The 22,880-nt window shown below is 62.8% G+C and carries 23 protein-coding genes and 2 pseudogenes; 8 read left to right on the top strand and 17 right to left on the bottom strand.

Annotated features, from left to right (window positions below; translation table 11 throughout):
- Window positions 1-113: 113 nt before the first annotated feature.
- From B0G81_RS13865 to B0G81_RS13855, 3 genes are read left to right on the top strand one after another with little or no spacing between them, the layout of a single operon-like run.
- Window positions 114-575, top strand: coding sequence for a VOC family protein (locus B0G81_RS13865; protein ID WP_134136368.1), 462 nt, complete (start codon window positions 114-116; stop codon window positions 573-575).
- A gap of 3 nt (window positions 576-578) precedes the next feature.
- On the top strand, window positions 579-917 hold the full coding sequence (locus B0G81_RS13860) for a metalloregulator ArsR/SmtB family transcription factor (RefSeq protein ID WP_116121871.1): 339 nt from the start codon (window positions 579-581) through the stop codon (window positions 915-917).
- Window positions 914-1,411: an SRPBCC family protein gene (locus B0G81_RS13855; protein ID WP_134136364.1), complete on the top strand. Its 498-nt coding sequence runs from the start codon at window positions 914-916 to the stop codon at window positions 1,409-1,411. The genes B0G81_RS13860 and B0G81_RS13855 overlap by 4 nt, the downstream gene beginning before the upstream one ends.
- 31 nt (window positions 1,412-1,442) lie before the next feature.
- Here the strand turns inward: B0G81_RS13855 and B0G81_RS13850 are convergent, their stop codons facing one another.
- A complete protein-coding gene (locus tag B0G81_RS13850) occupies window positions 1,443-2,054 on the bottom strand; it encodes a LysE family translocator (protein WP_116121869.1) in 612 nt (203 codons plus the stop codon).
- Window positions 2,055-2,071: 17 nt separating this feature from the next.
- Window positions 2,072-2,719 (bottom strand): VTT domain-containing protein, encoded by a 648-nt coding sequence (locus tag B0G81_RS13845; RefSeq protein ID WP_116121868.1) that lies wholly within the window; start codon window positions 2,717-2,719, stop codon window positions 2,072-2,074.
- A 138-nt stretch (window positions 2,720-2,857) separates the two neighbouring features.
- Here B0G81_RS13845 and B0G81_RS13840 point away from each other — a divergent pair, with 138 nt between their 5' ends.
- Window positions 2,858-3,385 (top strand): GNAT family N-acetyltransferase, encoded by a 528-nt coding sequence (locus B0G81_RS13840; protein ID WP_134136359.1) that lies wholly within the window; start codon window positions 2,858-2,860, stop codon window positions 3,383-3,385.
- 190 nt (window positions 3,386-3,575) lie between these two features.
- Here the strand turns inward: B0G81_RS13840 and B0G81_RS13835 are convergent, their stop codons facing one another.
- The 8 genes and pseudogenes from B0G81_RS13835 to B0G81_RS13800 form a co-directional block, all read right to left on the bottom strand.
- Window positions 3,576-4,637, bottom strand: a complete 1,062-nt coding sequence (locus B0G81_RS13835; protein WP_134136354.1) for an alkene reductase — start codon at window positions 4,635-4,637, stop codon at window positions 3,576-3,578.
- Window positions 4,638-4,722: 85 nt separating this feature from the next.
- Window positions 4,723-5,025: a metalloregulator ArsR/SmtB family transcription factor gene (locus B0G81_RS13830; RefSeq protein WP_106284670.1), complete on the bottom strand. Its 303-nt coding sequence runs from the start codon at window positions 5,023-5,025 to the stop codon at window positions 4,723-4,725.
- Window positions 5,026-5,474: 449 nt separating this feature from the next.
- Window positions 5,475-6,008: pseudogene (locus tag B0G81_RS13825) on the bottom strand (porin); the annotation flags it as partial.
- Between the two features lie 57 nt (window positions 6,009-6,065).
- Window positions 6,066-6,521: a TIGR00725 family protein gene (locus B0G81_RS13820; protein WP_134143107.1), complete on the bottom strand. Its 456-nt coding sequence runs from the start codon at window positions 6,519-6,521 to the stop codon at window positions 6,066-6,068.
- Window positions 6,522-6,591: 70 nt separating this feature from the next.
- Entirely contained in the window at window positions 6,592-7,434 is an 843-nt protein-coding gene (locus B0G81_RS13815; protein WP_134136350.1) for an ABC transporter permease subunit, read from the bottom strand.
- A 37-nt stretch (window positions 7,435-7,471) separates the two neighbouring features.
- Window positions 7,472-8,563: an extracellular solute-binding protein gene (locus B0G81_RS13810; RefSeq protein WP_134136346.1), complete on the bottom strand. Its 1,092-nt coding sequence runs from the start codon at window positions 8,561-8,563 to the stop codon at window positions 7,472-7,474.
- Between the two features lie 113 nt (window positions 8,564-8,676).
- Window positions 8,677-9,717, bottom strand: coding sequence for an ABC transporter ATP-binding protein (locus tag B0G81_RS13805; protein ID WP_134136335.1), 1,041 nt, complete (start codon window positions 9,715-9,717; stop codon window positions 8,677-8,679).
- Between the two features lie 4 nt (window positions 9,718-9,721).
- Window positions 9,722-10,570 carry an ABC transporter permease subunit gene (locus B0G81_RS13800; RefSeq protein WP_134136331.1) on the bottom strand — a complete coding sequence of 283 codons (849 nt, stop codon included), beginning with the start codon at window positions 10,568-10,570 and terminating at the stop codon, window positions 9,722-9,724.
- A gap of 161 nt (window positions 10,571-10,731) precedes the next feature.
- Between B0G81_RS13800 and B0G81_RS13795 the strand changes: the two genes are divergently transcribed.
- Window positions 10,732-11,676: a LysR substrate-binding domain-containing protein gene (locus tag B0G81_RS13795; protein WP_134136327.1), complete on the top strand. Its 945-nt coding sequence runs from the start codon at window positions 10,732-10,734 to the stop codon at window positions 11,674-11,676.
- A gap of 258 nt (window positions 11,677-11,934) precedes the next feature.
- On the opposite strand, the gene B0G81_RS13790 is transcribed toward B0G81_RS13795, so the two are convergent.
- The 5 genes and pseudogenes from B0G81_RS13790 to B0G81_RS13770 all read right to left on the bottom strand — a co-directional run bounded on the left by B0G81_RS13790 (window position 11,935) and on the right by B0G81_RS13770 (window position 17,256).
- Entirely contained in the window at window positions 11,935-12,669 is a 735-nt protein-coding gene (locus B0G81_RS13790) for an energy transducer TonB (RefSeq protein WP_243856439.1), read from the bottom strand.
- Complete coding sequence (locus tag B0G81_RS13785; RefSeq protein ID WP_134136325.1) at window positions 12,662-13,060, bottom strand: biopolymer transporter ExbD; 399 nt, start codon at window positions 13,058-13,060, stop codon at window positions 12,662-12,664. The genes B0G81_RS13790 and B0G81_RS13785 overlap by 8 nt, the downstream gene beginning before the upstream one ends.
- The gene (locus B0G81_RS13780) at window positions 13,057-13,650 is read right to left on the bottom strand and encodes a MotA/TolQ/ExbB proton channel family protein (protein WP_134136321.1); all 594 of its coding nucleotides are present in this window, start codon (window positions 13,648-13,650) and stop codon (window positions 13,057-13,059) included. Before B0G81_RS13780 ends, B0G81_RS13785 begins: the two co-directional genes overlap by 4 nt.
- Before the next feature lie 25 nt (window positions 13,651-13,675).
- A pseudogene (locus B0G81_RS13775) lies at window positions 13,676-15,996 on the bottom strand (TonB-dependent receptor).
- A 468-nt stretch (window positions 15,997-16,464) separates the two neighbouring features.
- Complete coding sequence (locus tag B0G81_RS13770; RefSeq protein WP_134136313.1) at window positions 16,465-17,256, bottom strand: phytanoyl-CoA dioxygenase family protein; 792 nt, start codon at window positions 17,254-17,256, stop codon at window positions 16,465-16,467.
- Between the two features lie 195 nt (window positions 17,257-17,451).
- Between B0G81_RS13770 and B0G81_RS43630 the strand changes: the two genes are divergently transcribed.
- Window positions 17,452-17,628, top strand: a complete 177-nt coding sequence (locus B0G81_RS43630) for a hypothetical protein (RefSeq protein ID WP_166678992.1) — start codon at window positions 17,452-17,454, stop codon at window positions 17,626-17,628.
- 94 nt (window positions 17,629-17,722) lie between these two features.
- On the top strand, window positions 17,723-18,649 hold the full coding sequence (locus B0G81_RS13765) for an NAD(P)/FAD-dependent oxidoreductase (RefSeq protein WP_166678991.1): 927 nt from the start codon (window positions 17,723-17,725) through the stop codon (window positions 18,647-18,649).
- Between the two features lie 663 nt (window positions 18,650-19,312).
- Here the strand turns inward: B0G81_RS13765 and B0G81_RS13760 are convergent.
- Together B0G81_RS13760 and B0G81_RS13755 are read right to left on the bottom strand one after the other, a co-directional pair.
- Window positions 19,313-20,236, bottom strand: a complete 924-nt coding sequence (locus B0G81_RS13760; RefSeq protein WP_134136306.1) for a phosphorylase — start codon at window positions 20,234-20,236, stop codon at window positions 19,313-19,315.
- A gap of 71 nt (window positions 20,237-20,307) precedes the next feature.
- On the bottom strand, window positions 20,308-21,984 hold the full coding sequence (locus tag B0G81_RS13755; RefSeq protein ID WP_134136301.1) for a 3-(methylthio)propionyl-CoA ligase: 1,677 nt from the start codon (window positions 21,982-21,984) through the stop codon (window positions 20,308-20,310).
- Between the two features lie 353 nt (window positions 21,985-22,337).
- On the opposite strand from B0G81_RS13755, the gene B0G81_RS13750 reads away from it, so the two are divergent.
- Window positions 22,338-22,859, top strand: a complete 522-nt coding sequence (locus B0G81_RS13750; protein WP_134136296.1) for a heme-binding protein — start codon at window positions 22,338-22,340, stop codon at window positions 22,857-22,859.
- Window positions 22,860-22,880: the final 21 nt, after the last annotated feature.

The following is a 22,880-nucleotide window of genomic DNA, read 5'->3' as shown; positions in this document are numbered from 1 at the left end:
CTTCGTATATGGTTGAGGTCAAGGCGAGGGAGGTATTCAAGTCGTCCTTGCTTTGTCAATTTGTTTAACTATAGTGTTAAATATCAACCATGACGTTTAATAAGGAGGCAGTCATGAGCGAGCCGCTTCATCGTCCTTCATTGGGATCCGCGGTGTACTACAAGGATCCCTTTGCCGCGCTCGACTGGCTCGAGCGGGCGTTCGGCTTCGAGCGCCAGTTGGTCGTCGTAGACCACGACGGCCAGTTGGGCCACTCGGAAATGCGTTTCGGCGACGGCTACGTGATGATCTGCCGTGAATGGTCGGAAAACGCGGCCAGCCCGGCGTCGATTGGCGGCAAGAACACGCAGTCGGTGCACGTGCAATTGCGTGACGGCATCGACGAACATTGCGCCCGGGCGCGCGCCGCGGGCGCGGTAGTCACGCGCGAGCCGGAAGATCAGTTTTACGGCGACCGCGTCTACGCGGTCCGCGATCCGGAGGGGCATGTGTGGAGCTTCGGCCAGACGGTTCGCACCGTGTCGCGCGAGGAAGCCGAGCGCGTCAGCGGCCTGAAGATCGAAGGATGGGTGTAACACATGGCCCTGCCTGCCGCCGCCTCGCTCGACCGCACATTGGCCGCGCTGGCCGATCCGAACCGGCGTCAGGTGGTCGATCTGCTCAGCCGTCAGCCGATGCGCGCCGGCGAACTCGCGCAAGCCACCGGACTGTCGCCTCAAGCGATGAGTCGGCACTTGCGTGTGCTGCGCTCGAGCCAACTGATCGAGGAATCGCATGACGGTGTCGACGCGCGTGTGCGGCTTTACGTGTTGCGCTCGACGCCGATGAGCGAACTGAAGGCGTGGCTCGAACAGACCGAGGCCATGTGGACCGGACAATTGCTGTCGTTCAAGGCGCATCTGGAGGCCCAGGGATGAGTTCGCGCGTGCAGGTGTCGTTGCGCGTGGCCTCCTCGCCGCAACGCGCGTTCGATGTTTTTACGCGCGAGATTGCCGCATGGTGGCGGCCCAATCAGCTGTTTCAGTTCACGCCGCAAAGCGCCGGCGTGTTGTCGTTCGAACTGGCTGAGCCAGCGGGCGGGCAACGCCGCCTGGTTGAGACGCAGGCGGACGGCAGCGTCTTCGAGATCGGTCGCGTGACCGTTTGGGAGCCGGGCGAGCGTCTTGCCTTCGGCTGGCGTCAGGCCAGTTTCGGCGACGCGCAGCACACGCATGTCGAGGTGCGTTTCGAAGCGGTGGGCGACGAAACGCGGGTGACCGTCGAACATCGTGGTTGGGATAGCGTGCCTCAGGACCATGTGGCGCGTCACCATTTCCCCGATCGCGTGTTTCTGCTGCGGCACGGCGAATGGTGGCAGGTGTTGCTGGCTTCACTGCGAACCGCGGTGCAAGCGTCCGGATCGACGGGCTGAGGAGCGCGAGGACGTCCAGGCGAGGAAAGTTTCAGCGCGTGGCGATTGCCGCCGCGACGCCCGCCATCATCGTTGCGCTCGCGCGGTTGGCGATCTTCACGGCGCGCCGGGTGGTGAGCAGCTTGCGCGCACGCGTGGCGAGCAGCGCCCAGCCGAAGTCGACGGTCATCAGCACGATCAGCATGGTGAGCGTGAGTTCGAACCACGCGACGGTGCCGATGCGCGACACGTCGACCATGGTCGGCAACAGCGCGAGGTAAAACATCATGATCTTCGGATTGCCGAGCGTGACGAACAGGCCCGCCATGAACATACGCCACGGCGACTGGCCGCTCGGCAGGTCGCTGCCTTGCACGTCGGCCGGCGCGCGCCACATCTTCCAGGCGAGAAACAGCAGATACGCCACGCCGATGAATTTGAGCACCACGAACACCATGCCGAAACTGCGCGCGATCACCGCCAGGCCCGCGACCGCGCAGGTGAGCCAAAGCGCCTCGCCGATCCACATGGCGGCGAGAAAGGGCAGCACGTCGCGAAAGCCGTTAGTCAGCACGCGTGCGACCAGCGCGGCGACACTCGGTCCCGGCGTGCCGGCCGCGACGATCAGCGCGAGGGCGAAAACGAGCAAGGCAGACAGCGTCATGACGATCTCCACGACCTTCAGTGCGCGCGCAGGCGCCGGTTGACGAAACGCCACACGGCGCTCATGAGCAGCGAGCCGACACCGAGCGCGACGCCCAACAGTACGATCGAACTCATGTGATCGCGCACCAGCGGCACGTTGCCGAACAGATAGCCCGCCGCCACCAGCGACACGATCCACAACGCCGCGCCCGCGGTGACGAACGACACGAAACGCGCGAACGTCATGCGCGAAACGCCTGCGACGAACGGTGCGAAGGTGCGCACCACGGCGATGAACGGCGACAGCAGGAAGGTCAGTCCGCCGCGCGCTTCGTAAAACGCGTGCGCCTTGCGCAGCGCGTTCTTGTCGAGCCAGCGATAGTCGGCGGTATAGACTTTTTCTCCGATCGCCCGCCCGATCGCGTAGTCGACGATGCTGCCGGCCACCGTTGCGGCAAACAGCACTGGAATCACGAGCCAGACATTCAGCGCGCCGGTAGCCGCGAGTCCGCCGCAAATGAAAATCAGCGGATCGCCGGGCAGGAAGAACAGCGGCAAGAAACCGATCTCGACGAATACGACGAGAAACAGCATTGCGTAGACGGCGGTGCCGTATTGCACGATCAGGCCGCTCAGGTGCTGGTCGAAGTGCAGGGCGACCTGCAGCACATGCATCAGATCCATTTTGGGTCGGAGGGGAATTTGGATCTTCAGGAGTTTAGTCCCGCGGCGGCGCGCTGACTTGTCTATTTCTCGGAGGTGATGTCAATATCGGGGCGTGTCATCGAGAATAACCACCAGCACGAAACTCCCGGAACGCCCATGCAACACGCTGCCCGTATCACCTTCCGGCTTGCCGAACTGCACGACGCCGATGCGATCCGCGCGATCGAATTCGAGGCGGGACAGCGCTTTCTCAGCGTCGATATGGCGGGTATCGCCGATGCACCGCCGATGGATCTGGAAATCGTCGAGCGCAAGATCGCGGCGCGGGAAATCATCGTTGCCGTGGCCGCCGATGAAACGTGCGCCGGTTTCGTGATGTTCGAGCCGCAACCCACGCGCATCTACGTGCAGGAACTCGATGTGCTCACCTCGCACGCGGGGCAACGTATCGGTGCCGCACTGATCGAGCAGGTCGCGCACCTTGCGCGCACGCGACGGCTCACGCAACTGATTCTGTCGACGTTTCGCGAGGTGCCGTGGAACGCGCCGTATTATCGGCGGCTCGGGTTTCGCGATATCGACGAGGCCGACCTCGACGCGGCCTTGATCGCGCGGCGCGACGCGCATATCGCGCGAGGACTCGACGAATCGAAACGGGTGTTCATGCGGCGTGATCTTGCGTGATGTGTGATGTCCCGGCTCGGGTGTCGAGCCATAAAAAAACGCGGCGGGTATGACCGGAACGTATCCGTTCGAGTCTCGCCCGCCGCGCGTTTTTCGGCGCACATGCCACGCATTGGCTGCTTTTCGGTTCAGCAGCTTACCTCCGCCAACGCTCCGCCTGGCTTCGGCTTTTTTCAGCCTGTGGCAAGCCTTATTCCACGGTTTCCAGCGTGGGATAGTCGACGTAGCCGGTTTCACCGCGTGCGTAGTACGTCGCCGGATTCGGCTTGTTCAACGGCGCATTCGTCGCAAAGCGACGCACCAGATCCGGATTCGCGATGAACAGTTGACCCCACGCCACCGCGTCCGCTTCGCCCGCGTCGAGCACTTGCTGCGCGGTTTCCTTGGTGAACTTTTCGTTTGCGATGTACGGGCCGCCGAAGGCTTTCTTCAGTTGCGGGCCGAGACGGTCGTTGCCGAGCGCTTCACGTGCGGCGATGAACGCGATCTTGCGCTTGCCGAGTTCGCGGGCCACGTAGCCGAACGTGCCGGCCGGGTCGGAATCGCCCATCGCGTGCGCGTCGCGGCGCGGTGCGAGGTGCACGCCGACGCGGTTCGCGCCCCACACGCCGATACATGCGTCGGTGATTTCGAGCAGCAGACGCGCGCGGTTTTCGATCGGGCCGCCGTATGCGTCGGTACGCTGGTTCGTGCTGTCCTGCAGGAACTGGTCGAGCAGATAGCCGTTGGCGCCGTGTATTTCGACGCCGTCGAAACCGGCTGCCTTGGCGTTTTCCGCGCCTTTGCGGAAGGCTTCGACCACGCCGGCGATTTCATCGAGTTCGAGCGCGCGCGGCGTCACATAGGGACGCTCCGGGCGCACGAGGCTCACGTTGCCACGTGCCGCGATCGCGCTCGGCGCGACGGGCAGTTCGCCGTTTAGAAACAGCGGGTCCGAAATACGGCCCACGTGCCACAACTGCAGAAAGATCTTGCCGTCGGCGGCGTGCACGGCGCTCGTGACGAGTTTCCAGCCTTCGACCTGCTCCTGCGACCAGATGCCCGGCGTCTCGGCATAACCGACACCTTGCGGCGTGACCGAGGTCGCTTCGCTGATGATCAGGCCGGCGCTCGCGCGTTCAGCGTAGTACTTCGCCATTAGCGCGTTCGGCACGCGGATTTCTTCGGCGCGCTGGCGCGTGAGCGGCGCCATGATGATGCGGTTCGACAGCGTGATGTCGCCAATTTGCAGCGGATCGAAAAGAGTCGGCATATGAGTTCACCTTTGGCCGAGGGCGTGCGGCCCGAGCCGGAAAAAACTGCTTGATGAAAGAAGCGCGGCATGCAAATCGCGGCGCCTACAGCTTGGTGTTGATGTGCTCGAGGAACGCTTGGATGGCGGCTTCGTTGCGCTTGAAGAACACCCATTGACCCACCCGCTTCGACGTGACCAGCCCCGCGCGCTGCAAAGCCGCCAGGTGGGCCGACACGGTGGACTGCGACAAGCCGCACTGTCCCTCGATCTTGCCAGCGCACACGCCGTAATCGAGCGGCAGTTCCTGATCGCCGAAATGCGCGTACGGCTCGCGCAGCCTGCTGAGAATCTCCCGGCGGACCGGGTTGGCAAGCGCTTTGTGAATCGCGTCGATGTCGAGCGTCATTTGGTGAGTTTCAGGGTGATCAACAACAACAGGCAGGCGAGGGCGCCGGTTAGCGCCGTTGCGGCTGCATCGCTACAACCCGAATCATATATCGTAATTTAACGATATGGTAGAAGTCACTACTGACAATGGGGGTGATAGGTATGGACGTACAAAAAAGGCCGCCCTTTTTTATGGGTGCTTTGAACGCGCGAAAAAGCGCACTGTAGTGGTCAAGCCTCTTTGGACACCCGCGAAGGGGTTTTTCAATAAATCGAAGTTTCGTACCGCACTGGCACATCTAGTTCATCAGTCGCATCTCGGCCTTTGTATTTTTAACGCTGACCTGCGCAAACGACAATTTGCGGTTTGGTTTTGGTACGGATCTACGCATCTGCGGCTAGCCCGGAATCTCGAGGCCCTTACTGATTTCGGCGCCTCGTCACACCATAGGGAATCGCTTCATCCATCCCAACGAACGTGAAGCCGCCCAGTGTCGGCGACTGGTAGACGAGCGAGTTACTGGCGCGATATATGTTGTCAAGCGAATCGATATCGCCCGGGTGCGCACCGAAATACCCGGTCAGCCAAGTGGTCGGGCTCCAAGGCGCCAGCATGTTGTAGTAGGCGGTGTACTGGCGTCCAGCAGTCAGTGTGCCGTAACGGTCGCTGGTCACACCAACCCACGATTGCCGAGTGAACATTCCCCCCGTGAACTGCGAAGTGCCATTCGTGCTGTTGAACCCCGCTTCCAGCGTAAAGATAGCCTTGGTACCGCTCCCGAGATCCTCGCTGCCTTTAAGGCCGAACCGGCTACCAGCCCACACGCCCGCAGTCATCTTGACGAGAGAATGGCCGCCCGAAGTTGAGCCCAACGAAGTCGCGCTGTTCTGCCATGCGAGGCCGTTGTCGGCAACGCCGTACAACGTCACGCTGCTTTGTGCATGGGCGCCCACGCAGACACCGCCCAGCATGCACGAGGCGACGATGGTCTTTTTCATCATTAGTAATCCTATTTTGTGTTGAAAAAACGAAAAATGTCGCGGCTTCGCCTTCCCCGTTCAGGCGAGCGTGGTCAGCCAGCGCGCCGCGCGGAGGAGCAGCTCGTCTGCCGAATCGAACGTCTCGACGCCCGCCACCTGCGGCGCGTCGCATACCGCGAATACCGGTTTGCCCCATTGCAAACCGAGCGCGATCTCGGACAGTGTGCCTAGCCCGCCGCCCACCGCCACGAGGCACAGCGATGAACGCGCGATCAACGCATTGCGTGTTATGCCGAGCCCCGTCGGCAGCGCGACGCTCAGGTACGGGTTTGCGCCTTCAGCGTCGTCCTCGGGCAGTAGGCCGATCGCGATGCCGTCAGCGCGGAAAGCTCCGCGAGCGGCCGCTTCCATTACGCCACCCTTACCGCCGCCGACGATCGCGATGCCCGCTTTTGCGAGCGCGTGCGCGATCGATTCAGCTGTCCGCAGTTGTTCCTCAGTGGCCGCTCTCGGGCCGATCACGCCAACCGGCATCAGGTGCCGATTCGCGCAGCGCTGACGCTCCGCGAGATCGGCGAGTGCAACCGCGACGAGCCGCTCATGTTCAGTGTTGCCTTGGTCTGACAATCCATTCCCCCATTGCAAGAACGCAGGTGCAAAGCGCTGTCAGTACGATCGACAGTACGGCTGCCTGCGAGAAATCGGTTTGCCCATCGGACAGTTTCAGATACAGCAAAAGCGGCAGAATGTTGATCTGCGTGCCGGCCAGAGCGATGGCGGTACCGTAGGTACCGAGCGCGATCGCTGCGACGAGGCACCAAGCCGCAGCCACCGACGGCCACAGCTCGCGCCAGGCCACGTCGAGCCAGGCGCGCCACGGCCGCGCACCGAGCGTGAGCGCCGCATCGAGCGGCCGCCGGTCGAAGTTGGCAAAGGCCGGGTAGAGCATCAGCGCGACGCGCGGGATCAGGTAGTACGCGTAGGCGATCGCCAGGCCCGCGCTGGTATAGATCAGGCCTCCGATCTGCGCCGGATTCGCGCCGAGCTTGGCGAGCAGCATCGTCACGAAGCCGGCGCGGCCGAAGCTCAGGATGAAGCCGTAGGCGATCACCAGGCCCGAGAAGGCGAGCGGCACGCCAAGCACGGCGAGCGAGAGTCGCCGCCTCGCCGGCGACTGCCCGGCCAGCGCCATTGCCAGAACCATGCCGATCGCCGTCGACAGCGTGCCGGTGGCGGCCGCCAGGCCCAGCGAGCGGCCGATCGCATCGGCCACCAGCGGATCACCGAACACGGAGGCAAACGCGCGGCCGCCGCCGTCGAAAGCGGCGCCGACCAGAGCCGCGAGCGGCAGCGCGAATGCGATTGCGAACAGCAAGCCGGCCGGCAACGCGCCAAAGCGGCGCAGCAGCCCCGCGTCGCGGGTGGCGAGAGTCGAGCTCCGTGTCATCGCGGGCGTCCCTGATCGTTACCGGTGATCACTGGATTCACTGCCCGAGCGTAGCCTGCGACCACAGCTGGTCGACCTGCGCCTTCTTCGCGGCCGCCTTGGCCACGTCGAGCGGGTGCACCTGCGGCGCGTTCGGCATCTTGGCGGCGATCTCCGGCGCCAGCGTCAAGCCCGGCACGGCAGGCCGCACATAACCCTGTGCGAACAGCGCTTGCCCCGCATCGCTCATCACAAAGTTGAGCCAGAGTTGGGCTGCCGACGGATTGGGCGCATTCTTGACCAGGCTCATCGCATACGGCGCCGACACGCTGCCATCCTGCGGAATCACCACCTCGGCGGCGTCGCCCATGCCGTCCGTGTACTTGGCCTTCAGGCCGTCGTTCTCATAGCCGATCAGGACCGGGATCTCCCCCTTCACGAACTTCGCATAGGGCGTGGTGCCCTCCACGCGCAGGACATTGCCGGCCGTCTTCAGCTTGCCGAAGAAATCCGCGCCGGGCTTCGGATCGTCGACGCTGCCGCCCATCGCGTAGGCGGCGGCGAACACGTCCACCTGCCCCTGGCCGGTTGAGCGCGGGTCAAGATAGACTACTGCGTTCTTGTATTCGGGCTTCAGCAGATCGGACCAGCGCTTCGGCACGTCCTTCACCAGCTTACGGTTGACGAGGAAGGCAACGTTCAGCGAATGCACCGTGAACCAGCGGGCGCCGGGATCGCGGAACACCGGCGGCAGTTTGTCGAAGTTGAGCGGCTTGAACGGCGCGACCACGTCCCTGGCCGTCGCGTCGAGAGCCGAGGCGGCGAAGTAATAAGCCGTGTCGGCCTGCGGGCGACGGCGCGACTTGTCGAGCGTGACCACGGTGGCGGCCGAACCGATGTCGTTGTTGTAGGTGATCTCGACCTTCGGATAGCGCTTGCGGAATTCGGCGAACAGAGCTTTCCAGTTGGCCCACTCGGGACCCGTGTCAAACGAGGCTACCATACCTTCGTCGGCAGCCTTCTCATAGAGCGTGTCCTCGCCGGGATAAAGCGGCGCCGGTAGCGCGGCATGGGCCGCGCAGGCGACGAGCGTGCCGAACGCGAGCGCAGTCGCGCGCATGCGTTGAATCAGGGTGGGACCTGCAAACATCGTAGTTCTCCGTAATGCGTGTGGGTGTCCGCCGAGGCGGGCGAGTGTGTGTTGATCAGTCATGCGAACAGGTCCAGCTACGATCCAGCCGAGGGTGCGGTGTCGATGAGCGTTCATTCGCGCACCGTGGCCGGCAAAACGCGCAGATGGCACGGATCAATCGCGATGCTGTGCACGGCCACCTCGCGCCCCTCGCCAAGAAGGGGCGTGGTGGCGCCGTGCGGGATGAAGTCGTAGCGATGTGTCGAGCCGAAATAACGGACCTCGCCACACGCACCGTGGATGCGGTTTGCACACCCCTGATCGGGATCAGCTTGCACGTGCTCGGGGCGCACCAACAGCTCGACGGCCTCGCCCTCGCGCAGCGAGCCGGACGGGGCGCACAGCGTCGTGAAGCCGACATCGATGCGATCAGTCGCGACCACGCGCCCGGGCAGGATCGTCGAATGGCCGATGAAGCGTGCGACACGTGCCGAGACCGGCTGTTCGTAGAGTTCGCGCGGTGTACCGACCTGCAGCACGCGGCCGCCGTCAACGATCGCGACGCGGTCGGCCATGCTGAGCGCTTCGTCCTGGTCGTGTGTAACAAGCAGAGTGGTCGCGCCACAGGCGCGTTGCAGTGTGCGGATCTCGTCGCGCAGTTGATGACGAATACCAGCGTCGAGCGCCGCCAGCGGCTCGTCGAGCAGCAGCACGCGCGGCTCAATCACGAGCGCCCGCGCCAGCGCGACGCGCTGCTGCTGGCCACCCGACAGTTGCGTGGGAAGTCGCCCGGCGTGACTCGTCAGGCCGACGCGCTCGAGCATTGCCAACGCCTGGCGGCGCCTCTCGGCCAAGCCGATGCCACGCCTCCTCAAACCGTAGGCGACGTTGTCGGTCACACTTAGGTGCGGAAATAGCGCGTATTGCTGGAACACCATGCCGACACCGCGCTTCCAGACCGGCTGCTCAGCCACATCCTGGTCGCCAATCACGATACGACCGGCATAGCCCGTCAGCAGGCCCGCCGTTAGCCGCAACAGCGTCGACTTGCCCGAGCCGCTCTGGCCGATTACGGCGAGCAGTTCGCCCGGCGTAGCCTTCAGCGAGATGTCGGAGATGCCGTGCGAAGCGCTCGGGTAGGTATAGCTGACGGTATCGAATTCGAGGCTCATGGCATTACTTCAGTCGTTGCACGGTGGTGATTGAGGCGAATGTGGCCGCCACGGCGAGCACGAGCAGCACGACGGTTGCCGCGCATGCAAAGCCCGATGCGCCATAGAACGCCTGTAGCAGCAGCACCGGATAGTTGCGGTAGCGAAAGCCCGCGATCAGATTCGAAATCTGGAATTCGCCGATGGATAGTGCCGCCACCATCACCAGGCCGGCGAACAGGCTGTGGCGTAGGTTCGGCAGTACCACGGTCAGGAACTGGCGCGAGGGCGCGGCGCCGAGCGTGGCCGCGCAGGCCTCGAGCGCGGCTAGATCGAGATGGCGCAAGTCGGCGAGTAGCGTCTGCAGCAGGTAGGGCAGTGTCAGCACCGCATGCGCCGCGATCATCAGCCACAGCATGCCGAGCCAGGGCAGCGTGTCGCCGCCGAACACGGCGATATAGCCGAACCCGAGTGTGAGCGCCGGCACGGCGATCGGCATCAGCATCACGAGCCGGGCGACGAGCCCGCGCCCGGCTCTTGCCCGGTGGTTCAGCGCATAGGCGAGCGGCACACCAAGCAGTGCGTTCAGCGCGCAGCAGGCGAGTGCCACCGTGAGACTTGTCGCGAACGCGCGGCGAAAGCTACGGTCGGCCGCCAGTTCGGCGTACCAATGACCGGTCAGGCCGGTTGGCAGCAGCGTGTTGGTCCAGCTTTGACCCATCGAGCCGATCACCAGCAGCGCGATCGGAAGCAGCAGGTAGAGCGCGAACAGCACCACCACGGCACGTACCAGCATGCGGCCCGGCGATGGCGAACGGTTGCCACGACGAACAGGAACGCCAGCGGCGCTGGCCGCGGCAGCATAGGATGACATCAGCGAATCCGGTGGTGAGCAGAGGAGACAGCGCAAAACCCCGTCTAATCAATGACTTGGAATTGCGGTAACGGGCGTCATTGTGCGTTGCCGACATGGCATCGTCATGAAAAAAAAGTACAAAGTCCGCATCGTGCTTTGCGAATCTGGAATATCACGCAATGAAACATCTGTATCCGAACATCGCTGAACTGCATGCGTTCACCAGCTCGGCCAAGCATCTGAATTTTTCGTATGCGGCGCGCGAGCTAGGCCTGACGCCGAGCGCGGTGAGCCGGCAGATCGCGAATCTGGAGGTGCTGTTCGGAATGAAGCTGTTCGTGAGAGAGGGGCGCAACCTGTCCCTGACGCGTGCCGGACAGGTCTATCACGCGCGCGTCACAGGCCCGCTGCGCGAGATCGGCAACGCCTCGCTTGAATTGCTGAGTGTGCGCGAGGACAGCGACTTGCTGACCATCGCCAGTGTGCCGACCTTCACTACCAAGTGGCTAGTGCCGAGGTTAACGTCGTTCCTCACGGCAGCGCCTAACATCACACTGAGCTTCCGGCGCCATCTCGCGCACGGCGATCCGTTCCCACTCGGACTCGATGCAGCGATCCGTTATGGCGACGGCCGCTGGGATGGGGTGAACTGCGACTATCTGGCGGGGCGCACTTTTGTGCCTGTCTGTTCGCCCGAATTCGCAGCGAAGCATACATTGCGCACGCCGGCCGACCTCGCGGCCGCGCCAAGGCTTGTGCACGAGCAGGCAGAAAGCGTCTGGCTTGTATGGTCGGAAAGATATGAAATCACGCACATGAACGCGTTCTCTGGACCGCGCTTCGAGCAGTACGCAGTGCTGATCCAGGCCGCGCAATCTGGACTCGGCCTTGCGCTCGTACCGGCGTTCCTGATTGGCGCAGCACTCGATGCGGGTACGCTCGTGCAGCCCGTCAATGCACCAGTTGATGTCGACAACCAGGGCCACTTCCTCTGCTACACGCCGGAGCGCCTCGATACGAGCGCGGCGCTGCGCAAGCTGCGCGACTGGATGCTGGAGGAATTCTCGACGCACGATCCGGCGGCACCAGCTACGAGAACGCCGACTCGACGGGGCGGTTGTTAGCCGCGTGTCGGGCTCCTGAACATTCTTCCGTATGCCGCGCCCGGCGCGCCATTCGCAGACAGCGATCGAACATTAGCGTGACTTTGTAGATGCGCATTTCGGAGAAAAATCTGTTGCCACAGTCGGCCATTCGATTCTCATAAGCAATCGAGATCACGGATATAGTACTAGCGGAGCTGAGTTGACAGCTTCCGCGATCCTCTGATGGCAACGGTGGCCTCGTCGTCGTTGCCGTCAGCGGGCTCGGCGTTTCGCGTATCAATTCACATTAAAGTGCACGCGAACGTCCTGATGACTTTCGACGGGCCGTCCATTCTCGATTGCCGGGAAGAAACGCCATTGCCCAAGCGTGGCAAGCAGGATCTGATTCAGCCGCGGGTTCTGTGTGGGCTTGACCAGTTCGACATCGAACGTACCGTCTGCATGGACAGCGAAGCGTGCAACGGCAACCGCCTGAAAGGCCTGATCCCGAAGATCGTCGGGGACTTCCGGAAGCGGTTGCGAGAGCAGCCGGGCCTGCTGGCTGACGGTCGCGGGTGAGCCTGCGGCTGAAGATGGCGCGCCGTGCTGCGCGATGTCGTCGCTTGGGGCCGGCGCCGCTTTCGACGCTGGCGTGATGGGCGCATCTTGCCGCGCGGCCGTGGCGCCTTGCTGCGCGTCGGGGGCGGGGCGTGGCAGCGGCAGCACGCGAGGGGCCTGATGCACGGCGCTGCTACGCGCCACCTGCGGCTGCCGTTGCGCAAGGGGCGTGGCATGGGACGCGGTGACGGCATCACGCCGGACGTTGCCCTGGGGCGTTTCGCTCCTGCGTGGCGCGGGCGGCAACTCCACGACCTGCAGTTCGATCGCCTGCGGCGGCGCTGCGGGTTGCCCGGAGCCAATGAGCCAGCGCACGTGGGAAAGGAAGAACCACCAGACCATCGCTGCCAGCGTTGCGGCAACGATCACGCGACGCCCATTGCGGTTGCCGTATAGCAGCGATTCTCTACTCACGATGCACGGCAACGAGAAAGTGTTCGGCGCCGGCCTTGCGCGCTTCGAGTATGGCTTGCACAACCACGCCATGCGATGCGCCGTCGTCGGCGGCCACGACAAGATTGCCGTCCTTTCGGAGCAGGTTCGTGACCGCCGCGCGAACTTCATCGAGCCGAACGGGCCGCTGGTTCACAAATATCTGGTTGGCGCGATTCACGGAGAGGGTGAGCGGCTGCTCAATCTGCACCGGCTGCGCCTGTCCCCGCGGCAGGTCGACATGGACCGCGTCGAGCCGCTGCATAGCCAGTGTCGTGAGCATGAACGTGGCCAGCAGAAAGAACATCACGTCGATCATCGGGATGATCTCGATGCGGCCACGTCGCGATATGCGCGCCCGCCGCAGCTTCATGAGACCGCTCCCGCACGTTCGCGCGCGAGGCGCCGGTCGCCAAGGCGCTCGTTCGCGAACGTCTCGATCTCCTCCATGAGCCGATCCACGCGTCGCGAAAAATAGTTGAACGCAAAAAGCGCAACCAGTGCGATCACGAGACCGATGGCAGTAGCGACCAATGCCTGCGCGACGCCACCCGACACGCCCGAAGGACTGACGACGCCATCGCCGCCGATCAGCCGGAACGAATGCATCATGCCGACGATCGTGCCGAGCAGTCCGAGCAGCGGCGCAGCGGTGACGATCGTTTCGAGCAGCCACAGACCGCGGCTCATGTCGCGCTCGATCTGCGAAGCGGCTTTTTCGATCTGCCCTTCGATACGCCAGACAGGCGTGCTGTCGTGGTCGAACAGGACGTCCACACGCCGTAAAACGTGCTCGCCCGGCAGTGAATGCGCGGCGCCATTGTGCGGCATACGCGCGTAGCGCCAGCAGACGTAAGCCCGGTCGAACGTGATCGCGAGCGCGACGATCGCCAGCAGGCTAAGCGGGTAGATGACCCAGCCGCCGAGCCTCAACGCCTCGGCGACACCTTTCCATTCGTTCATGACTGGCTCCTTCGTGCCGGAATAATCAGAAGTGCTTGGTAAGGCCGGCGTAGATTGCTCGCTGCGGGCCATACTGTGGCGCGCCTACGCCGATACCGGATCCATCACGCAGCTCGTAAACACGGCCGAAGGCATTGACCAGCACGAGCCGCGCATCGAACCTGCCGATCAGCGGCTCGCTGAAATGCTGGATCACGCCGAGGTTGACCTGCGCATACCATGGCAGGCGCCCGGTGTTCGCAAAGCCGCTGCGAAGGCCGCTACCGACGATCGCATCTGTCGTGAAAGTCGTCTGGCCCAGGGCGTAGCTGCCACCGAACGACGCGGTAATGCGCTGATCGTGATCGAGGTAGACCAGGTGGTTTGCGATGTAGGCCAGTTCGTCGGCGCCGAAGTTGAATTGCGCCGATTCGATGTTCTTTCCCTGCGCCCGGCTGTATGCGACATTCAGATACGCAGTCACATTGTCCTGGTGGTAGCTCGACGTGAACTCCACGCCGTAGACGCGCCCGTACTGGTAGTTGAACGGCGTAAAGATGAGCGCGGTGCCGAATTGCCCCTCGTCGAGCAGATCGCTGGCGCGCTTGTAATACGCGTCGAGTCCTACGGTCAGTGCAGACGTGAGGCGCTGGGTGACGCCGATGTCAAAGTAATCGGCGCGTTCGGGCTTCACCGGGTCGTTCTGCGAGGTCGGGCTCTGATTGGTCGTGCCGTTGAACTTGCTGATCGTCGAATCGGACACGAGTTCGAAGGCGGGCGGCGTGAAGTAGCGCGCGTATCCGGCGTGCAGCGTCGTCGCGTTGGTCGGCTGGTACACGAGTCCGACGCGCGGGCTTAGCTGTCCGGCCTGCACATACTCGTCCATGCGGTCGTAACGCAGACCATAGTTGAGTGTCAGCTTCGGCGTGATTTTCCACTCGTCCTGCGCATAGACGCTGTACAGGTAGCCTGACTTGCTGTTCGCATCCTGAATCGTGAGCGGCTGGTCGGAGGTCTGATTTCCGTTCGCGTCGACGGGAAACACGGCCACGGTGTTGTCGAACACGGCATGTTCCTGCTGGAACAGGAGACCCGCACGCAGCGTGTGGTGATCATTGAGCCGCCAGGTGAAATCGGTCTGGACGCCATTCGCCTGGTTGCTGTGGAAGTCCTCGGAAGCGACGCCGTTGAAAATGAGGTCGCCGACCGGGTCCGGATTGAACTTGGTGCGCGTGTATCGCGTGAAGAGCGCCACCTGATAGTCGAGCGCGCCACCGTTGGTGCCCTGCAGCGCCACTACCGCGAAGTTGTTCAGCTCCGACTGGGTCTCGTTGAGGTTCGCCGAGTCGAACGTGGACTGGCTGTTCAATGTGTAGACGGGCGCGAGCCCCGGCGTATTCGGAATCTGGAACTGGTTGCTTGCAGTGCCGAACATCACGGTCACGCGCGTGAGCGGGTTGAGCAGGTACGACATGTAACCGAAACCGTTGCCCTGGCGCGTGTGATCGTGCAGGGGGCTGCCGTCCGAAGTGGGCGCCTCGATGCCGAGATTGTTCTGGCCGAGCGAACCGGCGAAGTAATAGCTGAACGGGCCGCTCGAGCCGAACACGTCGGCGCTCGTCTGGATCGTCTGGTGACTGCCGCCGTATACGTCGATCGTGCCGCCGTTGCCGGCGTCGCCGGACTTGGTGCGGATGTCGACGATGCCCGCCGTGCGATAGCCGTACTGGGCCGGCAGCGCGCCCGTCACGAGATTCACCTGATCGATGATCCGCGTGTCGAGCGACTGCCCGAAACCGCTGATCGGTTCGGGAATGATGATGCCGTTGAGTCGGTACTGCAGGTTCGCATGGTCGCCGCGCACGTGAAGCTGACCGTATGAATCGTTGGCGACGCCGGGCGCCTGCAGCAGAACCTGGTTGAGCGGCGTGTTCGCGCCTTGTGGCGACGAGTCGATGTCGGCTTGCGTGATGCGGTAGACGCTTGCACCGACCTCGGGCAGCAGACCGTTGCGGGCGCGGTCAAGGCGCTGCACGTTGACGGTGACATCGAGCGTGGTGTCTTTCTGGAGCACGACGGCGAGCGGCTCGGGCACCTGTCCCGGCGTCACCGTCGCGACGCGGGTGACGGTGCCGTAGCCCGGGGCCTCCCCCTTGACGGCGTAGGTTCCGGGCGTGATGTGGTCGAGCCGGAAGTGCCCGCTGGCGTCAGCCGTCGTCCGTGCGACGCTTTTGCCGCTGGCGTCCTGAAGTGAGATCTGGCATGGGCGGGCACGTGGCCCTGGGCGTCGGCCACCGTGCCGGCAAGTGCGGCGTCGCCACCGGCAGCGACTGCGCGGGAGCAAAGCGTACAGGCGAGCAGCAGCATACCGGCCTGCGATAGCGGCGATCGGTTCATTGTCTTGTTGTGGTTCAGGGGTGGACGTGCCTGATGTCAGGCCACGATGCGCCATCGATGACAGGGGCGACGTTACGCAGCGGTGGCAATGTTATAACATTGCATTGTGAGTTGGCAATCCCCCGCTTGGCGCAAACTGCGCTCCACAGGGAGAGGGAGCGAAAGACTCCGCTATCGTTGATCGACCGAGGTCCTCGCCTTCATATCGAACATCGGCCGCGAATGCCTCAAACGCATCGCGAAGCGGACCTTTAAAAAGCGACGCGGCAAGGCCGGAACTGCGCGCTTTCGGAACCGCGACCGTCCAATCTTGAAACGCGGGGAGCCGCGGCCTCAGGGGCGTGTTAAGTGCGCACCTTATTGCCTGTCCACAATAGGTCTGGATGCACTAACAGGTCGGCACTTCTCGCGGCAAGTTGAGCGCTGCAGTAGCTCGCCTCAATAGGCGAACTTCTGATACGCCTCCGGCGCGCGGGCAACGTCCAGTCGATCCACGCGCGGCATATAGCGCAGTAACCGCTTCGCCCGCAGGCTCAGGCGTTCGTCCACGTCGGCCGGCACGTCGATATGAACCTCGGGTCGAAAATACCAGCTCCTGCTGTAGCCGATCACCACCATTGGGCGCGGCTGATCCGTTCTATTCGGCGTACCTCGATGCAGAGCGCGAACGTCCCGCACCATGACATCGCCAAGTTCCATCTGGACGGCCTGCAGACCGACCCGGTTCTCGCGCAAGGCCTTCATGGCTTCGTCCGGACGCATACGATGAGTGCCTAGCGTCGTTTCAAAGGGACCGTTCTCGAGGGAGACGTCGCACAGCGGAAAATTGACCGCCAACTGAAAAGAGGGCATTTCCGGCTGGTCATCGAACAGCGGCGGCGTGTCTCGGTGGATGTCCTGGTACGTCGAGCCATTCAGCGGCGTGTCGGTGGCAAGCTGGCACATCACCGGGTCGTCGCCGGCGACCCGCTCGACGATACCGAGAATGGCCGGGTCGCAAAAAATACTTTCGTCGGCGAACACACCCGTGAACGGCAGGGTGATGTAGTGCCGATTGTCACCGCGCACGGCAGTTGTCCCCGAGGCGACGCGCTCGCGTAGCAGCGGCTCGAATGCATCGCGCCAGGCCCTTAGCGGCGCCTGAGGGAAATGGTTTTTCAACACAACCATGCCATCGCGCTCGAACGTCGCCGCGTACTCGTCCAGTTCGTCTGAAGAGAGGATGGCCATGCTTGTCTCCTTTTGAAGTTATAGAGCGTTTGTCGAAAGCATTCTGTTGAGCGTGAACCCGCAAACCGGTGGAGGAGACCGACCGAGCAAGCGCCTGCACTCGAACCCTTTCAAGCGGTCGCGGCACGCCGCATGCTTGCGTACGCAGCATTACGCGTCTGTTGGTATCAGTCTACCTATTGAAATGGAGTTTATATGACTACCGAGTCCGCACGCCCCACGCCACCACGTCAAACCGAGTCCGATCCGACCGCCGCGGACCGCCGGTTGAGCGACGAACAGAAAGAGTCGCTGAAGAATGAACCGGCGCCCCCAACGCCGAATAGCGGCGAAAAACTGCCCGACCCGAAAGAGGTCGGCGAAGCCGGCTGATAGAGAGAGGCAGGCTGCGCCGCGAGCCTTTTGCTCGCCCGCACGGATTGCGCACCGAGCGGCCTTTCATTGTGCTCGAAATGGAAGCTTCCCCATGGACGGTTCGATCGACTGTGTCATCGTAGGCGGAGGGCCGGCCGGCTTGACCGCGGCACTCTATCTTGCGCGCTATCGCCGCACGACGAGAGTCTTTGACGCCGGCGAAAGTCGCGCGCGGCTTATCCCTGTTGCGCGCAACGTGCCGGGCTTTCCATCGGGCATCAACGGTGAGGCGTGGCTGGCCAACCTGCGCGAGCAACTCGCGCCGTACGACGTGAGGCCCGAACCTGCCCGCGTGGAGGCCATCGAAGCTGTCAGCGATGGTTTCCGGATCGACTATCGTCCGATCGGAGGCGGCGACGCACAAACCGCGCGCTCGGTGCACGCCAGACGTGTGTTGCTCGCCGCCGGCATACGTGACGGATTGCCCTCGGTGCCCAACGCCGATGAACTGACACGCTGCGGCCTGTTTCGTCTCTGTCCGATATGCGACGGTTACGAGACTGAAGGCAAGCGTATTGCGATGTTAGGGCCGGCGAAGTGTGCGCTGTCACATGCCATCTTTATGCGGACATTTTCACGCGACGTGTCCGTGGTCGCGTCCGACCTCGACGCGCTATCCGACGCGGAAGTCGCTTCGGCTGCCGCTTGCGGCGTCAGTTTGATCGCGCTATCGAGACTCGACGCAATTCGGGGCGCTGACCAGGCGGTGCAGATCATCGGCCAGAGCGGGGCTGTTCACCGTTTCGACTCGGTATATCCCGTCATGGGTTGCGATCCGCGGACTGACGTATTGGGGCTCGACGTAGCGCGCGATGAGGACGGAATGGTGAGAACCGACAAACATCAGCGTACTAGCATTGAACGGCTCTATGCGGCCGGCGACATCGTCAATACCCTCAATCAGATCAGCGTCGCCTCAGGCGAAGCGGCCATTGCCGCGACGGCGATTCATAAGAGTCTTCCGCACAACGCATTTTGAAGTGCTTACGGAACGCGCTGATCAGGGCGAAGCAACGCCGTGGCTCTGTGTCCGTCATTTCCGCTGCACTGGTGAGGAATCACCGGCAGGCGGCACGCCGCTTGCGCCGCCCTATGCATGGGAAGGCAGCCCGCCTGCCTGAAATACCGTCTTGGGGGTACGTCATGAAACATGGAAACAGGTCGTTGGTTACTTTGGCTCTTGTCATCGCGTTGTCGTCAGCGGTAAGCGCGCGAGCTGGCGATGGCGCGGCGCGGAGCTCAACATCCGGCGCTGGTTCCGCGCAAGCGTTGGACCAGCAGGACTACGGTTCGCCCGGGGACGCGCGCACCGACGCGGGGGCGCGGACCAATGCGGGTTCCGGCTCGACTAGTTCTGCGACTACGCGTTCCAACAGCGGGAAGACCAACGGGTTAAATATGGGTACAAAAAGCGGCGCGAACAGCGACGTCAATAGCGGACTTAGCCGTTCCAAACAGAACGGTGGCCAGTAAGATTGTCGCCGCTAGCGTCAGGAGCTACAAAGCCAAAAAAGCTTGATTAATTCAAAAGCGTTGACAAGCATGTGCTTCGTTGACGCCGACTCAGGACGATCGGCATATTGCGGTGAGTCGGCGTCCGCGACAGACCGTGGATATTTTGTTGCTCAAGCGTGAAAACGCGCTATCGCAAAGCACCAGCAGGCAGCGCGACTCGCGCTAGGGCGGCCATTGGCCCGAGCCGCTCGATCGCTCTCATCTGCGCCGCGTCGCGCACGAAGAGCGATCCGGCGAATCCCAGTGCGTTGATCGATACTCCCTCGACACGCTCTTCCGATCTCGGTACTAGCAACATCCAACGGCGTGTAACGAGCAGGTTGTAGGGCGCGGATTGATGAAGTTCACCGCCGACTTCGACTGGCGCGATGCCGGCGGCTTCGAGCAGCGCGCGGTAGCGGGACAGGAGCGACGGCGCCGCATCCACGGAAATCGCGGCACCGGGTTCGAGGCTCGCGAAAGCGTGCCGGAATGGCAGGCGCGGTACGGTCCGCGCCAGACCATCAAGGAGCGCGGTTGCCAGAACGGACTCGATGGGAACCGGCGGTTCAGAATCGCCGAGCGGCAACGGCACCATTTGCAGATGCTTATGCGCCTGGCTCGCCCCCGCAGCAGCGCCTGCGTTGTAAAAACCGAGGCCGTCGAACTCGGCCATGCAGGCAATCAGCGACTCGAAGTCGGCCAGGTTGAGGAGTGCGTTCTGCGATTCGAAGTCACGGGTAACAATCAGCAGATGATTGTCGATGACATTGAACTTGTTGAGCAACGCCAGATGCGTGTCGGAGATATCCGCGACAAAGAGGTCCGGCTCGTAGGGCAGGAATGGATCCGCCGGCGCGTGCTCCCCGTCTTGAAGCTTTGGTGTGTGCCGGCGCTGCTGCTCCTTGCGGATCAGGCTCGAGACCTGCCGCACGACAAAACGGATGCCGTCGCTCTCGAGCACCGTCTGCGAAGTCTCGATCTGTTGCAGCGCACCGCAACGTAGTGCGTGCTCCGCCTGGCGCAGCATGGCAGACCATAGAGTTCCAGGTTCAAGGCGTCGGTTTTCCATGCTTCGTTGCGGAGATTAATTTGTGATTGGGCCTGCCAGTGCACGGCTTTACCGCGACTTCCAGGTGGGTACTAACCGCCCGCCATCCGATTGGTCAGGGGACAGTTCTGAACTTCGTGTGCCGTCGGCAATATGTAATCGCGGAACTGCTGGCGTAGCTTAAGTTTGTGTAGCTTTCCGGTTGCAGTGTGCGGCAACTCGCCGACGAAAACGACATCGTCAGGAATCCACCACTTCGCGACCTTGCCTTCGTAGAACGCACGCAACTCGTCCTGGGTCACATCCATATCGGGGCGCTTGACGACCACCAGCAGTGGCCGCTCTGCCCACAAGGGATGCGCGCAGGCAATGCACGCCGCTTCCGCCACCGCGGGATGGGCGACCGCCACATTCTCGATGTCGATCGAACTGATCCACTCGCAGCCGGACTTGATCAGGTCCTTGCTGCGATCGGTAATGCGCATGAAGCCGTCGTGGTCGATCGTGGCGACGTCACCGGTCGGAAACCAGCCATCGACGAGCGGCGACGCATCGTGGCGGAAGTAGCGGTCGATCACCCACGGTCCGCGCACATGCAGATCGCCGAACGTGGCGCCGTCCCACGGCAATTCGCGCCCGTCGTCGCCGACGATCTTCATATCGACGCCATAGACCACATGTCCCTGCTTCTCGAGCAGCCTGCGCTGCTCGTCGGGCGGGCGCTGCGTCTGCTCCCAGTTGAGTCTTGCAAGGGTGCCGAGCGGCGACATTTCCGTCATGCCCCACCCGTGGATGGCTTCGACGCCGTAGTCGTCCCTGAACATTCTGAGCATGGCGGGCGGGCATGCCGAGCCGCCGATTATCGTGCGCTCCAGCGACGAGAACCGCACGCCCGCTTCACGCACGTAGTTGAGCAGTCCGAGCCACACGGTCGGTACGCCCGCTGAACACGTGACGCGTTCGGCTTCCATCAGATCGTAGAGCGACTTGCCGTCGAGATCCTTGCCGGGGAACACCAGCTTCGCGCCAGTCAACGGCGCGGCATGCGCAATGCCCCACGCGTTCACATGGAACATCGGCACGACGGGCAACACAGAATCGCGCGCGGACAGGCCCATCGCATCGGGAAGCGATGCGCCGAACGCATGCAGCACCGTGGATCGATGCGAATACAACGCGCCTTTCGGATTGCCCGTCGTGCCCGAGGTGTAGCAAAGATTCGACGCGCTTCGTTCGTCGATGAGCGGCCAGTCGAAGTCACCGTCCTTCGCCATGAGCAACGCTTCGTAGCACGACGCGGCCGTCGACATGCGCGGCACATGCGCCTCGTCCGTCATCGCAATCCAGCCGAGCACGTTCGGGCATTTCGGCGCAAGCATGTCGACGAGCGGCGCGAACGTGATGTCGAACAGCACATAACTGTCGTCGGCGTGATTGATGATATAGGCGATCTGCTCGGGAAAAAGCCGCGGATTGATCGTGTGGCAGACGGCGCCGAAGCCCGTCGTGCCGTAGTACGTTTCGAGGTGCCGGTAGCCGTTCCATGCGAGGGTGCCGATCCGGTCGCCCGCTTCGACCCCGAGCGCGATCAGCGACTGCGCGAGTTGCTTCGCGCGCCGCTCGCAGTCGCGATACGTGTAGCGATGCATATCGCCCTCGACGCGCCTCGACACGATCTCTGTCGTGCCGAAGTAGCGTGACGCATGCGCCAGCAACGAAGAAACCGTTAGCGGGACGTCCATCATTTGACCATGCAGCGGTGTTGTCATGGCCGCGTCTCCCTCGATCCGTGCTCGAATTGACTGGCTGATGCTTCGATTGGCCCTTGACGCAAACCACGCCGCCAACCCCGCTCAGTGATTCAAGATAGGCTAGCCCCGGACCTGTTGCAATGGCGAATGGGGAATCGTTGCCGCCAACCGACCCATTTCTGGAAGCATTTATTCCAGCAAGGAAAAACTGTTCTTCAGCGACACGCCGTGTCAAATGGCCACCGCGACTCCTATAGTTCGCTTGGACCACAAGCAGATATTGTCAGTCAACATGCGCCAAGACTTTATGTGCGCGCTACTGCCCTTTATCGATCTGTTCACGCGCCATCGCGTCCCCGCACGGTGTAACCATGAAACGTTTTAGTCTGACCGCATCGCTATGTATTGCGTCGCTCGTGTCGCCGGCAAGTCAGGCACAAGACCCGCAGCCGTCCGGCTATCACTACACCTTGCCGCTCGACGTCGCCCTCGACGCGGCGAAAGAAGCGATTCGCGTGTGCGAAACGAAGCATTACTGGGTGACCGCGACGGTGCTCGATATGGATGGCGCGCCCCAGGTAGTACTGCGCGGAGACAGGAGCACGGTACACACCGCTGAATCGAGTATGCGTAAAGCGTTTACCGTCGTGACACTAGGGCCGGAATTCGGTTTCGACCGGTCGAGCGGCTTTTTCGAATTGATGAAGACGAGTCCATACGCGCCGCAACTCGCGACCGTGCACAACGTCATGGCATTGCCGGGTGCGGTAGCGTTCAAGGTGAATGGAGAGATAGTGGGCGCGCTTGGGATCGGCGGCGCACCCGGCGGCGACAAGGACGAGGTGTGCGCGGCGGCGGGCGTGGCGAAAGTCGCGGAGCGCCTGCCGCACTGAGTCTGCTTCCAGTAGCAGCGC

Source organism: Paraburkholderia sp. BL6665CI2N2 (assembly GCF_004366535.1).
GTDB lineage: Bacteria > Pseudomonadota > Gammaproteobacteria > Burkholderiales > Burkholderiaceae > Paraburkholderia.
Note: the sequence above shows the minus strand (reverse complement) of the source record. Positions and strands in the feature narration are given on the sequence as shown.

Coding starts and splice junctions, on each gene's coding strand:
- B0G81_RS13835 (WP_134136354.1), bottom strand. CDS start 4,637: ATGCCGACTCTTTTCGATCCGCTGCAAATTGGCGACATCACGCTGTCG.
- B0G81_RS13810 (WP_134136346.1), bottom strand. CDS start 8,563: ATGTTTGCAGGTCCCACCCTGATTCAACGCATGCGCGCGACTGCGCTC.
- B0G81_RS13755 (WP_134136301.1), bottom strand. CDS start 21,984: ATGACAACACCGCTGCATGGTCAAATGATGGACGTCCCGCTAACGGTT.
- B0G81_RS13760 (WP_134136306.1), bottom strand. CDS start 20,236: ATGGAAAACCGACGCCTTGAACCTGGAACTCTATGGTCTGCCATGCTG.
- B0G81_RS13800 (WP_134136331.1), bottom strand. CDS start 10,570: ATGTCATCCTATGCTGCCGCGGCCAGCGCCGCTGGCGTTCCTGTTCGT.
- B0G81_RS13805 (WP_134136335.1), bottom strand. CDS start 9,717: ATGAGCCTCGAATTCGATACCGTCAGCTATACCTACCCGAGCGCTTCG.
- B0G81_RS13860 (WP_116121871.1), top strand. CDS start 579: ATGGCCCTGCCTGCCGCCGCCTCGCTCGACCGCACATTGGCCGCGCTG.
- B0G81_RS13850 (WP_116121869.1), bottom strand. CDS start 2,054: ATGACGCTGTCTGCCTTGCTCGTTTTCGCCCTCGCGCTGATCGTCGCG.
- B0G81_RS13785 (WP_134136325.1), bottom strand. CDS start 13,060: ATGAAGCTGCGGCGGGCGCGCATATCGCGACGTGGCCGCATCGAGATC.
- B0G81_RS13765 (WP_166678991.1), top strand. CDS start 17,723: ATGGACGGTTCGATCGACTGTGTCATCGTAGGCGGAGGGCCGGCCGGC.
- B0G81_RS13830 (WP_106284670.1), bottom strand. CDS start 5,025: ATGACGCTCGACATCGACGCGATTCACAAAGCGCTTGCCAACCCGGTC.
- B0G81_RS13820 (WP_134143107.1), bottom strand. CDS start 6,521: ATGCCGGTTGGCGTGATCGGCCCGAGAGCGGCCACTGAGGAACAACTG.
- B0G81_RS13845 (WP_116121868.1), bottom strand. CDS start 2,719: ATGGATCTGATGCATGTGCTGCAGGTCGCCCTGCACTTCGACCAGCAC.
- B0G81_RS13815 (WP_134136350.1), bottom strand. CDS start 7,434: ATGACACGGAGCTCGACTCTCGCCACCCGCGACGCGGGGCTGCTGCGC.
- B0G81_RS13855 (WP_134136364.1), top strand. CDS start 914: ATGAGTTCGCGCGTGCAGGTGTCGTTGCGCGTGGCCTCCTCGCCGCAA.
- B0G81_RS13795 (WP_134136327.1), top strand. CDS start 10,732: ATGAAACATCTGTATCCGAACATCGCTGAACTGCATGCGTTCACCAGC.
- B0G81_RS13750 (WP_134136296.1), top strand. CDS start 22,338: ATGAAACGTTTTAGTCTGACCGCATCGCTATGTATTGCGTCGCTCGTG.
- B0G81_RS13865 (WP_134136368.1), top strand. CDS start 114: ATGAGCGAGCCGCTTCATCGTCCTTCATTGGGATCCGCGGTGTACTAC.
- B0G81_RS43630 (WP_166678992.1), top strand. CDS start 17,452: ATGACTACCGAGTCCGCACGCCCCACGCCACCACGTCAAACCGAGTCC.
- B0G81_RS13840 (WP_134136359.1), top strand. CDS start 2,858: ATGCAACACGCTGCCCGTATCACCTTCCGGCTTGCCGAACTGCACGAC.
- B0G81_RS13780 (WP_134136321.1), bottom strand. CDS start 13,650: ATGAACGAATGGAAAGGTGTCGCCGAGGCGTTGAGGCTCGGCGGCTGG.
- B0G81_RS13770 (WP_134136313.1), bottom strand. CDS start 17,256: ATGGCCATCCTCTCTTCAGACGAACTGGACGAGTACGCGGCGACGTTC.